General features: G+C 71.1%; 9 protein-coding genes. 5 read left to right on the top strand and 4 right to left on the bottom strand.

Annotation, left to right across the window (positions count from 1 at the left end; genetic code table 11):
* Positions 1-209 precede the first annotated feature (209 nt).
* Positions 210-2,753, top strand: a complete 2,544-nt coding sequence (locus F1734_RS23210; RefSeq protein ID WP_238424036.1) for a VanW family protein — start codon at positions 210-212, stop codon at positions 2,751-2,753.
* Between the two features lie 98 nt (positions 2,754-2,851).
* On the opposite strand, the gene F1734_RS23205 is transcribed toward F1734_RS23210, so the two are convergent.
* The 3 genes from F1734_RS23205 to F1734_RS23195 all read right to left on the bottom strand — a co-directional run bounded on the left by F1734_RS23205 (position 2,852) and on the right by F1734_RS23195 (position 6,486).
* Positions 2,852-4,687 (bottom strand): acyl-CoA dehydrogenase, encoded by a 1,836-nt coding sequence (locus F1734_RS23205; protein WP_017679808.1) that lies wholly within the window; start codon positions 4,685-4,687, stop codon positions 2,852-2,854.
* Positions 4,688-4,788: 101 nt separating this feature from the next.
* A complete protein-coding gene (locus tag F1734_RS23200; RefSeq protein WP_203011130.1) occupies positions 4,789-5,397 on the bottom strand; it encodes a class I SAM-dependent methyltransferase in 609 nt (202 codons plus the stop codon).
* 30 nt (positions 5,398-5,427) lie between these two features.
* Positions 5,428-6,486 carry a DUF4185 domain-containing protein gene (locus F1734_RS23195; RefSeq protein ID WP_225222666.1) on the bottom strand — a complete coding sequence of 353 codons (1,059 nt, stop codon included), beginning with the start codon at positions 6,484-6,486 and terminating at the stop codon, positions 5,428-5,430.
* Positions 6,487-6,748: 262 nt separating this feature from the next.
* Here F1734_RS23195 and F1734_RS23190 point away from each other — a divergent pair, with 262 nt between their 5' ends.
* Both F1734_RS23190 and F1734_RS23185 read left to right on the top strand, forming a co-directional pair.
* Positions 6,749-7,771 (top strand): beta-ketoacyl-ACP synthase III, encoded by a 1,023-nt coding sequence (locus F1734_RS23190; RefSeq protein ID WP_010593505.1) that lies wholly within the window; start codon positions 6,749-6,751, stop codon positions 7,769-7,771.
* The gene (locus F1734_RS23185; RefSeq protein WP_102031618.1) at positions 7,771-8,502 is read left to right on the top strand and encodes an HNH endonuclease family protein; all 732 of its coding nucleotides are present in this window, start codon (positions 7,771-7,773) and stop codon (positions 8,500-8,502) included. Before F1734_RS23190 ends, F1734_RS23185 begins: the two co-directional genes overlap by 1 nt.
* Before the next feature lie 6 nt (positions 8,503-8,508).
* On the opposite strand, the gene F1734_RS23180 is transcribed toward F1734_RS23185, so the two are convergent.
* The gene (locus F1734_RS23180; protein ID WP_010593503.1) at positions 8,509-9,483 is read right to left on the bottom strand and encodes an HAAS signaling domain-containing protein; all 975 of its coding nucleotides are present in this window, start codon (positions 9,481-9,483) and stop codon (positions 8,509-8,511) included.
* Between the two features lie 128 nt (positions 9,484-9,611).
* Here F1734_RS23180 and F1734_RS23175 point away from each other — a divergent pair, with 128 nt between their 5' ends.
* Both F1734_RS23175 and F1734_RS23170 read left to right on the top strand, forming a co-directional pair.
* Positions 9,612-11,720 carry a thiamine pyrophosphate-dependent enzyme gene (locus F1734_RS23175; RefSeq protein WP_029539959.1) on the top strand — a complete coding sequence of 703 codons (2,109 nt, stop codon included), beginning with the start codon at positions 9,612-9,614 and terminating at the stop codon, positions 11,718-11,720.
* A 237-nt stretch (positions 11,721-11,957) separates the two neighbouring features.
* Positions 11,958-13,175, top strand: a complete 1,218-nt coding sequence (locus tag F1734_RS23170) for an NAD(P)/FAD-dependent oxidoreductase (protein WP_010593501.1) — start codon at positions 11,958-11,960, stop codon at positions 13,173-13,175.
* Positions 13,176-13,179: the final 4 nt, after the last annotated feature.

The following is a 13,179-nucleotide window of genomic DNA, read 5'->3' as shown; positions in this document are numbered from 1 at the left end:
CGGAAGTCTGTAACGCCCGGGCGGGACCACCGATAAACCAGGCGACCTCGCGTTGCTGCCTGACCCCCGACCTGGCGGCAGCGCGAGGTCTTTCGCTTCTCCGTGCGCGCTCCGGCCGCCCGTCCGATCGGGAGCGCTCGGGATCCGACATTAGGCTGGATACCGAGTGGTGCGCCCGAACCGGGGTGCACCCCGGTGAAAGGACACGGGTGAGCGGCAAGAACGGGACGAACGACCCCGAGGACGGTCAGGACGACGCTCGATCGGTCGTCCCCGAACCGGAGGCGGCGGCTCAGGACGCCGCCGGTGACCGGTCGGAGGCAATCCCCGGGGAGAGCCCCGAGCACACCCCGCCGTCCGTCGCCGACGACGCTGCGCCCGAGCCCGCCCGGTCGGGCCCGGACGCCGAGCCGGCACCGCCGGCGGAGGTACCGCCCTGGGAGGCGCCCACGGCCGTGCTGCCCGTCGTCGGGCCGGCGACGGACCGCACCGACGCCGTCGGGCCGGCGACGGACCGCACCGACGCCGTCGGGCCGGCGACGGACCGCACCGACGCCGTCGGGCCGGCGACAGACCGCACTGCGGCCGACGTCGAGACCGAGGTCCTCCCCAGCCTGTCGGACGACGCCGCCCGCGAGCCCGCCGTCGCGGGGGACGCGACCGCCCGCTCGGCGACGCCGTCAGAGGTACCGGACACCCCCCCGCCCGCCGGACCCCCGCCTGCCGGACCCCCGCCTGCCGGACCCCCGCCTGCCGGACCCCCGCCTGCCGGACCCCCGCCCGCCGGACCCCCGCCCGCCGGACCCCCGCCCGCCGGGCCCACACCCGAGGAGCCGGCGCCGACCGGACCCGGGGGCGACAGCGGTCCGCCCTGGCGCCGCATCGCCCTCGTCGCCGGTGGAGTGTTCGCCGTGCTCGCGGCCCTCTATGTCGGTGACCTCGTCGTCTCCTCGGGGAACGTTCCGCGCGGCGTCACCGTTGCCGGCATCGAGATCGGCGGACGGTCGGTTCCGGAAGCCGAGCAGATCCTGCGGGCCGAACTCGGCCCGCGCACAGACGAGCCCGTCACCGTCACCGCGGGCGACGTGACCGCGCAGATCGTGCCGGCGCAGGCCGGTCTGGACGTCGACTGGGAGCACACCCTCGACCGCATCGGATCGCAGCCGCTCGATCCGATAACCCGCGTGACGTCGTTCTTCGGTGGCGGTGACGAGATCGGTGTCGTGTCCACCCGCGACGACGCCGCGCTGTCGGCCGCGATCGGCGGCGTGCGTGCGGTCGCCGACCGTGCACCCCGCGAGGGCAACCTCGTGTTCGACGGCGCAACGCCGGTGCCGGTGGCGCCGCTGCCCGGGCAGACCCTCGATGCGGAGGCCTCCGCAGACCTGTTCGCCGAGCGGTGGGCGTTCGGCGACGTCGAGTTCCCGGTCGAGACGGTCGACGTGACGGTCACGCCCGAGGGACTCGAGCGCGCACTGCGGGAGGTCGCGGACCCGGCCGTCGCCGGCGACGTGACGGTGCGCGGACGGGACGGGGCCGTCGCGACCCTGCCCAGCGACCGGATCGGCGCTGTGCTGACCTTCGTGCCGGACGGCAACGGGGGCCTGTCCCCGCAGTACGGGATCGAGGCCGCGACCGAGATCCTCCGGCCGCAACTGGCGGCGACCGAGGTCGAGCCGAAGGACGCCCGGATCGTGCTCGAAGGCGGCGGCCCGACGGTGATCCCGTCGGTCGCCGGCGAGCTCGTCGACTGGCCGGTGAGTCTCGAGTCGCTGCCGCAGCTGCTGGCCGCGCCGGGCGAGCGGGTGACCGACGCCGTGTACAAGCCGGCCGAGCCGGCGCTGACCACGGAGGCCGCCGAGAAGCTGGGCATCCGCGAGGTGATCGGTGAGTTCACCACCGGGGGCTTCGAGTACGCGTCGGGTGTGAACATCCGCCTGGCGGCGTCGGAGATCAACGGTGCGCTGGTGAAGCCGGGGGAGACGTTCTCGCTCAACGGCTACACGGGCCCGCGCGGCGCGGCGCAGGGGTATGTCGAGTCCGGGATCATCAACAACGGGCGTCCGTCCAAGGCCGTGGGCGGCGGCATCAGCCAGCTCGCGACCACCCTGTACAACGCGACGTACTTCGCCGGTATGGAGGACGTCGAACACACCGAGCACAGCTATTACATCTCGCGGTACCCGGCGGCCCGGGAGGCGACGGTCTACGAGGGCGCGATCGACCTGAAGTTCCGCAATCCCTTCGACACCGGAGTGCTGATCCAGGCGATCGGCACGTCGTCGGACATCACGGTGCGGATCTGGGGCACCAAGACCGTCGACGTCGAGTCCGTGACCGGTTCCCGCACCAACTTCACGGCACCGAACACGATCACCCTGCCGGCCGGGCCGGGATGCATCCCGTCGAGCGGTGCGCAGGGGTTCACGGTGAGCGACACCCGCATCATCACCGACGCGGCCACCGGCCGGCAGATCTCGAGCACCACCCGCACGGTCCGCTACGACCCGGTGCCCGTGGTGCGCTGCGTCAGCGCCGAGCCGGAGCCCGAGCGGGAGTCGGCGCCGGCCGCACCGTCGCAGCCGGCGCCCGGTGAGGCGGAGACGCCCGGCGGTGGCGCGGAGGAACCTGCCGGCGCGCGCCCGGCCGTGACGACGACCCCGCAGCCCGCGCCGAGCGGCGCGGACGAGGCGGAGGAAGTTCCTGCCGCGGCGCCCGCGGCGGCATCGCCGACTGCGGCCGATACGGAGTAGCCGCGGCAGTCCCTGCACACAGCACTGTGCCCTCCCGTCGTGCGACGGGAGGGCACAGTGCTTTCTGTCTGCGTACTCGGTTCCGCCCGAGAGCCGGCTCAGAAGGCCGCTTCGTCGAGCTCCATGATGTCGAGGTCGACGTTGGCGACGATGCTGCGCACGGCGGTCAGCTCGGGCAGGACGTTCTTGGCGAAGAAGCCGGCGACGGCGACCTTGCCTTCGTAGAACGCCTTGTCCTTGGAATCCGGGCCGGCGTCGAGGGCCGCGAGGGCGATCTCGGCCTGCTCGAGCAGCCGCCAGCCGATGAGCAGGTCACCGACGGCCAGCAGGAACCGCACCGAGCCCAGGCCCACCTTGTACAGCTCGGTGGGCTGTTCCTGAGCACCCATGAGGAAGCCGGTCAGGGTGGCGGTCATGGCCTGGACGTCCTCGAGCGCGGTGGCCAGCAGGGCCCGCTCCGACTTGAGGCGCTCGTCGGCGCTGTCGGAGGCGAGGAACTTCTGGATCTGGCCGGTCACGTGTGCCAGGGCGACGCCGCGGTCACGGGCGATCTTGCGGAAGAAGAAGTCCTGCGCCTGGATCGCGGTGGTGCCCTCGTAGAGGGAGTCGATCTTCGCGTCGCGGATGTACTGCTCGATCGGGTAGTCCTGCAGGAAGCCCGAGCCGCCGAACGTCTGCAGCGAGTCCGTCAGGTACTGGTAGGCGCGCTCGGAGCCCACACCCTTGACGATCGGCAGCAGCAGATCGTTGACGCGGTGCGCCAGCTCGTGGTCGGCACCGGAGATCTGCTCGGCGACGACGTCGTCCTGATGCGCGGCGGTGTAGAGGTAAACCGCGCGCAGACCCTCGGCGTAGGCCTTCTGCATGGCCAGCGAGCGTCGCACGTCCGGGTGGTGGGTGATGGTGACCCGGGGGGCGGTCTTGTCGGTCATCTGGGTCAGGTCGGCGCCCTGCACGCGCTCCTTGGCGTAGGCCAGGGCGTTGAGGTAACCGGTCGACAGCGTCGCGATGGCCTTGGTGCCCACCATCATGCGAGCGTGCTCGATGACGTCGAACATCTGGGCGATGCCGTTGTGGACCTCGCCGACGAGCCAGCCCTTGGCCGGGACGCCGTGCCCGCCGAAGGTGAGCTCGCAGGTGGCGGACGCCTTCAGGCCCATCTTGTGCTCGACGTTGGTGACGAACACGCCGTTGCGCTCACCCATCTCGTTCTTCTCGAAGTCGAAGTGGAACTTCGGGACGAAGAAGAGCGAGAGGCCTTTGGTGCCGGGGCCGGCGCCTTCCGGGCGGGCGAGGACGAGGTGGAAGATGTTCTCGAACAGGTCGTCGGAGTCGGCCGAGGTGATGAACCGCTTGACGCCCTCGATGTGCCAGGTGCCGTCGTCCTGCTTGATCGCCTTGGTGCGGCCGGCGCCGACATCGGAGCCGGCGTCGGGCTCGGTCAGCACCATGGTGGCGCCCCAGCCGCGTTCGACGATGGTCGCGGCCCACTGCTTCTGCTCGTCGGTGCCGTTGGCGTGGAGCACACCGGCGAAGGAGGGGCCGGCGGCGTACATGAAGGCGGCCGGCTGGGCGCCGAGCATCATCTCGTTGACGGCCCAGCTCAGGGCGCGCGGTGCGGGCGTTCCGCCGATCTCCTCCTCGAGGCCCATGGACCAGTAGCCGGCCTCGTACCAGGAGTTGAACGCCTTCTTGAAGCCCTCGGGCAGCGAGACCGAGTGGGTCTCGGGGTCGAAGACCGGGGGGGTGCGGTCGGTCTCGGCGAAGGACTCCGCCGCCGGGCCCTCGGTGAGGGTCTTCACCTCGGCCAGGATGCCACGAGAGGTCTCCTCGTCGAGGTCGCCGAACTTTCCGGCCTCGAGGAGCGTCTGAATCCTCAGCACCTCGAAGAGGTTGAACTCCAGATCCCGGAGGTTGCTCTTGTAATGGCCCATGTCTGCGCTACTCCCAGTGAGATGGTGCGGTCAAGCTGTGTTCGAGTACCGCCCAAGTTATTACTCGTCGGTAACATCCGCCTATGTTACCCGTCGGGCAACTAACTGCCAAGAGTTGGTTTGCGGGCCACCACCAACGCATCGATCGCCATTCCGGCGTCCGTTTCCCGCATTCTTCGTTCGGCGGTCCGGATTTGCAGTCGGCCATCGATTTCCGCGACGACATCTGCTGGGGTGTAGAGGATTTCGGGATCCCGGGGGCCGCCGGCACCCTCGGTGGGATTGAGCGAATCGTGGCCCAGAAATATGAGGATTCCGTCAGGTTTCAGGGCCGCGATCGCATTGTCGATCAATGCCCGTCGCTGTGGTGGAGGGAAATGGAGATAGGCCGAGAGGACGAGATCATATCGAGCCTCGAAAGTGGCCCCGGTCACGTCGGCGCACTCGTACGTCAGGCGTTCGCGCACCCGCCGTGGCGCCTGCGCCGCGATCGCCCGGGCCTTGTCCACCGCCACGCGGGAGAAGTCGAGTCCGGTCACCTCCCAGCCGCGCGTGGCCAGCCAGAGCGAGTGCCGGCCCTCGCCGCAGCCCAGATCCAGAGCCCGGCCGTGCGGCAGCGACGTCGCGAACTCGACGAGCACCGGGTTCGGCGGCACCCCCCACACCGTCTCGCTCTTCGCGTACCGCGCATCCCACTCCCGTGCGTCCATGGACGCACGGTAGCCCGGACGCCGCGCGGGTCAGGGGTGGAGCGTGGTGCGCAGCAGGAGCACGTTGTAGTTCTGGTGCACGGTCGTGAGGAAGTACAGGTCCGGGCCCGACGACCACGGGTGGATGTACGCGCCGTACGCCGTCGGCAGTTCGCGGGTGTCGAGGACGACCTCCGGCGCGCTCCACGGCCCTGTCGGCGACGGTGCCCGGCGCAGCACGACGGAGTTGTGCGCGTCGGTGGTCAGCAGGACGAACTGCCCGAGGTGGTCGTTCCACTGCACCGACAGTTCCGCCGCACCACCCGTCATCACCGGGCGCGCCGCGTTCACGTCGCGGACCCACGCGCCGCCGTCCCAGTACTCGTACGCCGCGAGGTCGAGGATCTGCTGTTCCGGTACCCGTGCCAGGTGCACCGGCCCGCCACGACCGGGCGGGGTTCCGTACTGATAGACGAAGCCGCCGTGCCGGACGAAGGCGCCCATCTGGAAGTTCCGGTTCCCGTCGGCGTTCGGCCGCTCGGTCTGCGGCGCCACCGTCCAGTTCTCCCCGTTGTCGTGGGAGAAGGCCAGGCCGGAGAAGTTGGTCTCCCACGAACCGGCCGGCCCCCAGTTCTTCACCGACATCAGGCTCAGGAACTGGGTGTCGCCGACGGCGATCCCCGCGGTGGGGATCCGGCTGATCTCCACGAACGGGATCTTCGGGCTCGGGACGAGTTCCTTCGCCTGGCCGAAGAAATCGCGGGCCGCGCTGTCGAACGTCATCCCGTCGGCGAGGTGGCGGTCCGAGCTGCGGAACAGGGAACTGCTGCGCCAGGCCCAGATGCTGCCCGACAGCAGATTGGGCACGCCGAGGCCCGCGGTGTCACCGAACGCGGTCAGCACCTGGCCGCGCCCGTTGTCCCACATCACGCCCAGGTCGGTGCCCAGGACGTTCAGATCCTGGGTGCGGTTGGTGCTGAGCATCCCGGTCTGCTGGGCCACCACCTGGGTGCGGCCGCGCAACTCCGGCAGGCCGTTGACCCCGTTGAGGCCCGGGATGGGATTGATCGCGTTCGGGTTCGCCGCGGAGGTGCCCGCGAACGGGACCAGGGCGACGACCGCACAGGTCAGTGCGGTGACCCCGACTCGGAACGAGGCACGTCGGTAACCCCCATTACGTGTGTGCACGGCCACAGACGGTAACAGCGGGTGACAACCGTCACACGTCCTTCGGTGTCCGTCGGCGTGTCCCGGCGGTACTCGCACGAGGCCCGGGCCGACGGGTGGGCTCCGCTACGATTCGCGCGCGCGTTACCGTGTCAGGGACGCGATGCACTGACGAGCAGTGCACGAAGCAGAGGAGATTCGCCTGATGGGTGCACAGATCGCCGGTCCCGCCCCGCTGCGGAACACCGCACTGCTCGGGCTGGGCGTGCACCGCCCCGAGCGGGTCGTGACCAACGACGAGATCTGCCAGCAGATCGACTCGAGCGACGAGTGGATCCAGTCGCGGTCCGGCATCAAGGAACGGCGCTTCGCGAAGCCGCACCCCGAGGAGTCGGTGGTGGACATGGCGATCGCGTCGGCCCGCAAGGCGCTCGAGGCCGCCGACATCACCGGTGATCGTGTCGGCGCCGTCATCGTGGCCACCTCGACCTACCCGAATCAGACGCCGCAGTCCGCGGCGCTGGTCGCGCACGCCCTGGGCACCGGGGGCGCGGCCGCTCTCGACATCTCGGCCGGGTGCGCCGGGTTCTGCTACGCGCTCGGCGTGGCGTCCGACATGGTGCGCACCGGGACCGAGGACTACGTGGTCGTCGTCGGCGTCGAGCGCATGAGCGACACCACCGAACCCACCGACCGCTCGGTGCGGTTCATCTTCGGCGACGGCGCCGGTGCCGTGGTCGTCGGCCCGTCCGACGAGGTGGGTATCGGTCCCACCGTGTGGGGGTCGGACGGCTCCCAGGCCGACGCCATCCGCCAGGAACCGGACTGGGTGAGCTTCGCGGACAACCCCGATCAGAAGCGGCCCTGGATCATCATGGAGGGCACCGCGGTGTTCCGCTGGGCTGCCTTCGAGATGGGGAAGATCGCCCGCCAGGTCGCCGACAAGGCCGGTGTCGAACTCGCCGCCCTCGACGCGTTCGTGCCGCACCAGGCCAACCTGCGCATCAACGACGTCATCGTCCGGCAGCTCGACCTGCCGGAGACGGTGGCCGTCGCCGACGACATCATCGAAACGGGCAACACCTCCGCCGCGTCCATCCCCCTCGCGATGGAGAAGATGCTGCGCACCGGCCAGGTCCGGCCCGGCGGGCTCGCCCTGCTGCTCGCCTTCGGCGCCGGACTGTCCTACGCGGGGCAGGTCGTGAAGATGCCGCAGCTCGCGCAGTAGTGGCCGCGGCGAACTCGACCGGTCGTCGTCGCTGGTTGTGGTCGCTCGCCTACGTGCTCGCCTTCGTCGCCTTCGTCGTCCTCCAGCAGACGTACGGCGGCGACGAGGCGGGTCCCGGCGGGTCCACGTCGGCGCCCGTCCCGGCCCCGTCGTCGGCCGCCGCCGCCGAGGCGGTCGAACTGCTGAAGAGCCTCGCCGTGCGGGAACCGGACCCCTCCGGCGGGTACGACCGTGCGCTGTTCGGGCCGGCGTGGACCGACGACGTGACCGTCGCGGGCGGGCGCAACGGCTGCGACACCCGCAACGACGTCCTGAAGCGGGATCTGGTGAACATCAAGCTGGCACCGGTGACGAAGGAGTGCACCGTCGAGGCGGGAACCCTGTACGACCCGTACACGGGCCGGGAGATCTACTTCCGGCGCGGGGTGGACACGTCGTCGGCGGTGCAGATCGATCACGTCGTCGCCCTGTCGGACGCGTGGGAGAAGGGTGCGCGCCTGCTCGACGCACAGGCCCGCAAGAATCTCGCGAACGATCCCCGGAACCTCCTTGCCGTCGACGGACCGACGAACCAGGGCAAGGGCGACAAGGACGCGGCGCAGTGGCTGCCCCCCAACCCCGAGTACCGCTGCACCTACGTCTCCCGGCAGATCGAGGTGAAGGCCGAGTACGGACTGTGGATCACGCCGGACGAGAAGGATGCGATGGCCGGCGTCCTGGCCACCTGCTGACCGGTCTCAGGCGCGGCGGTGCGCGACGTGCTTGCGGACCGCCGTCACCACCCCGACCGCCGAGGCGACGATCACCACGATGCACACGATGCCGACGGCGAGGTTCAGCTGAGCCGTCAGGTCCGAGCCCGCGCGCTCGCGCAGGTCGGACAGGAACTGCGGGGAGAAGTACGGCCGGTGCACGAGCACGGCCGTGGCCACCGCGACAGCGAGCAGGTCGGAGACCACCGACAGTGCGGTGACGACCGTCGTCCAGCTGCGCACGGCCAGCGCGACGCTCGCCGAGACCACCCACAGCACCGCGACGGCCACCATCGCGGGCACCAGCCGGTCGGTGAAACTGGGGTCGAGCGCCTCGTACCCGGCACCGAAGAACGACGGCGCCAGCGACGGGGACAGACCGGCCACCCCGATCAGCACGACCACCGCGAACACCAGTTCCGCGACCGCCTCCCCGACCGGGATCTCCCGGCCGTGCGGCACCGCGGGCAGATCGTCCGGATCCCACCGCCCGAGATCCGTGCCGGCGGGCGCGGTGCGTTCGATCACCGCGAACACGACGGTCACCCAGAAGGCGGCGTACACACCGCCGGTCAGGGCCGCATCGATCGCGTCCCACACGACGTCGGCGCCGTCGAGGGGCGCGGCCGCGGGGTCGGTGGCCTCGGTCAGGGCGGCGAGCAGGGTCAGACCGCCGAGCACCGCCGCCACCACGCCGACGACGGGCCACAGCACCCGCAGATAGGTGTCGTAGAACCTCGGGCCGATCAGGTGCCGCGGCGCGCCCCGGTAGGTGCGGGCGAGATCCTCCGGGGACCCCAGGTCGGCGAGCACCGCACGCGTCTCGTGCTCGGCACCGGCGTCCTCGAGGCGACGGCGCAGGTCGGCGGCCACCTCGGCGCGCCGGGACCGGGGCAGGTGGACGAGGACGGCGTGCAGGTACCGCTCGACGAGTTCCCCGTCGGTGAGGCGGGTGGACATCCCGGTGTTCCTTTCGTTCGGTGCCGGCCCGCGAGCGGCCGGCGCGACGACCCGCGCCGCCCGGGGCCGGGCGGTACTGTGCCGGTACACAGTATTGGGCAGGACCTGCGAGGGTGTGGGGCAGCGCGATGACGGCCGAGCCGCTCGACGAGTACTTCACCGCCACCGTCCGCGGCTGGAGCGCCGGGGCCGGGCAGGCGTCGAACGAACCGGTGCTGCGGTACTTCGACGCGCAACTGCAGTCCCGTCACCTCGACTTCGCGGCCCGCGAGATGCAGCGACGCGGTGCCGGGTTCTACACCATCGGTTCGTCCGGCCACGAGGCGAACGCCGCGCTGGGGCTGCTGTCGCGGGTCACCGATCCGGCGCTGCTGCATTACCGGTCGGGTGCCTTCTACGCCGCGCGGGCGGCCCAGGTGCCGGGCACGACGCCGGTGCGGGACGTGCTCGCCGGGTGCGCCGCCTCGACGCTCGATCCGATCTCCGGCGGCCGGCACAAGGTGTTCGGCAACGCCGAGTTGAACATCCTCCCGCAGACCTCGACGATCGCGTCCCATCTGCCGCGCGCGGTGGGGGCGGCGTTCGCCCTCGCCCGCGCGTCCCGGTTGGGCCTGCAGTGCCCGTGGCCCGCGGATTCGGTGGTGCTGTGCAGCTTCGGGGACGCCTCCGCCAACCATTCCACCGCGGTCGGTGCGCTCAATGCGGCTGCCTACTGCGCGTACCGGGGCCTGCCGCTGCCGCTGCTGTTCGTGTGCGAGGACAACGGGCTCGGCATCAGTGTCCGCACGCCGGAGGGCTGGACGGAACGGGCCCTCTCGTCGTACCCGGGGGTGAGCTACCGCGCGGCCGACGGCGCGGACCCGGTCGGGGTGCTCGCGGCCGTCGCGGACCTGCTCGTCGCCGTCCGGACCGCACGCGCACCGGCCGTGCTGCATCTGAGGGCGGTACGGTTCCTCGGCCACGCCGGCTCCGACGCCGAGACCGCGTACCGCAGCCGCGAGGAGATCGCCGCCGACTACGCCCAGGATCCGTTGCTGGCCACCGCACGTGTCCTCGTCGACCACGGAACGCTCACCCCCGCACAGGTGCTCGAACGATACGAGGCGGTGCGCGCCGTCGTCGCCGCGGAGGTGGACGCCGTCGCGGATGCCCCCCGGCTGGGGTCGGCCGCCGAGGTGATGCGGCCGCTGCACATGCACGGCCGGCGCCGGGTTCCGGACGGGCCGGAGCCCGCGACGACGGAGCCCTGCACGCTCGCCCAGGCCGTGAACGGCGCGCTCGCCGGAATTCTCGACGAGATCCCGGAATCGTTCGTGTTCGGGGAGGACGTGGCCGAGAAGGGCGGGGTGTACGGCCTCACGCGTGGCCTGCTCCGCCGATTCGGGCCGCGGCGCGTCTTCGATACCGTCCTCGACGAGCAGACGATCCTCGGCACGGCACTGGGATTCGCGGTGACGGGCCTGCTGCCGATTCCGGAGATCCAGTACCTGGCCTACCTGCACAACGCCGAGGACCAGTTGCGCGGCGAGGCGGCGAGCCTGATGTTCTTCTCCGACGGCCGCTTCCGCAACCCGATGGTGGTGCGCATCGCCGGCCTCGCCTACCAACGGGGGTTCGGTGGGCACTTCCACAACGACAACTCCGTCGCGGTGCTGCGCGACATCCCCGGTCTGGTGCTCGCGGTGCCGAGCCGCCCGTCGGTCGCCGGGGCACTGCTGCGCAGTTGCGTGCACCTCGCGCGCAGCGAGGGCCGAGTGTGCGTGTTTCTCGAGCCGATCGCGCTGTACCACGAACGCGACCTGTACGACGAGGGCGACGGGCTGTGGCGTGAGCCGCCCGATTCCGTTGCGGTACAGCCCGGTTCGGTGCGGGTGTACGGCACGGGCGAGGACGTGCTGCTCGTGACGTTCGGCAACGGCGTCCGGATGAGCCTGCGTGCGGCTCGTCGGCTGTCGGCGCGCGGTGTGCAGGCCGCGGTGCTGGACCTGCAGTGGCTGGCCCCGCTGCCGCTGGCGGAACTCCTCGCGTGCGCACAGTCCTTCCCGCGCGTGCTGGTGGTGGACGAGACGCGGCGCAGCGGCGGGGTGTCGGAGGCGGTGGTCACCGCGCTGGTGGACGCGGGCTACCGGGGCCGGATCTCGCGGGTCACCAGCCGGGACAGTTTCGTGCCGCTCGGCCCGGCGGCGGCCGAGGTGCTGCTGTCCGAGGACGACGTCGTCAGCGCGGCCGCCGAGTAGCGGCGCCCAATCGGTGGGCCCCGGTCGGTGGGCCCCGGTCGGTGGGCCGTGGTCCGCCCGGCCGGGACGAAGGTCCCGGAAAGCAGGGACCTTCAGCGGGCGGAAATACCCGCCGGGGTACTTGAAGAGCCGACGCCGCGCGCCTACAGTCGTCGGTGAATACCCCACCGGGTATCTAGGGGCGTGGAGGCCCAGCCCGCGTCCGCGCCTGCGTCACGGACGGAAAGGACTGTTCACATGTCGCTCCATTCAGGCAACGGTGCCGCGCGACATCGAGTACTCGTCGTCGGAGGTGGCACGGCCGGAATCGCGACCGCTGCGCGCCTGCGCCGGGCCGGCGTCACCGACATCGCGGTGATCGAGCCCTCCGACGAGCACTGGTACCAGCCGCTGTGGACACTCGTCGGCGGAGGCCAGGCGTCGCTGGACGAGACCCGCCGCGCCGAGGAGAAGCTGATCCCCAAGGGCGTCCGGTGGATCCGGGCCGCCGCGACCGCCGTCGACCCCGACGCGCAGACCGTCACGACCGACCGCGGGACCGTCGTCGGCTACGACTACCTGGTGCTCGCCACCGGACTGCACCTCGACTGGGACGGTGTGCCGGGCCTCGCCGACGCCGTCGGGCACGGTGCCGTCTCGAGCAACTACTCCCCGCGGTACGCCCCCTACACGTGGGAGCTGATCCGCAACATGCGCTCCGGCACGGCGATCTTCACGCAGCCGGCGGGACCGATCAAGTGCGCCGGCGCGCCGCAGAAGATCGCCTACATCGCCTCCGACTACTGGCGGCGGCAGGGCCTGCTGGACGGGATCCGCGTCATCCTCGTCCTGCCCGGTGACTCGATGTTCGGCATCCCGTCCTGGCGGCGGACCCTCGAGGGGGTCGCCGCGCGGTACGGCATCGAGGTGCGCCTGAGCTCGGAGATGACCGCGCTCGACGGGGCGTCGCGCAAGGCGACGATCGTGAACAACGCCACCGGAGACGAGGAGATCGTCGGGTTCGACATGCTCCACGCCGTGCCTCCGCAGCGCGCGCCCGGCTGGGTCGCGGCGAGCCCGCTCGCCAACCCGGCGAGCCCCTTCGGGTACGTCGAGGTCGACAAGCACACGCTTCAGCACCGCCGGTACCCCAACGTGTTCGCGCTCGGCGACGTCGCGGACCTGCCGACGTCGAAGACCGGCGCCGCCGTCCGCAAGCAGGCGCCCGTCCTCGTCGCCAACCTGGTCGCCGAGATGCGCGGGGTCGGCAAGCGCAAGAGCTACGACGGGTACTCGTCCTGCCCGTTCGTCACCGCCCGGGACAAGATGATGCTCGCGGAGTTCGACTACGAGCTCGAGCCGTCCCCGAGCATTCCGGTCATCGACACCACCAAGGATCGCCGCGACATGTGGCTGCTCAAGCGCTACGGCCTGCCGGCGATGTACTGGCACGGAATGGTCAAGGGTCGCGTCTGACCCC

Origin of the sequence: Rhodococcus ruber (assembly GCF_016804345.1) — a bacterium.
Lineage (GTDB): Bacteria > Actinomycetota > Actinomycetes > Mycobacteriales > Mycobacteriaceae > Rhodococcus > Rhodococcus ruber.
The sequence above is the reverse complement of the archived record's forward strand: the minus strand, read 5'-3'. Positions and strand labels throughout refer to the sequence as shown.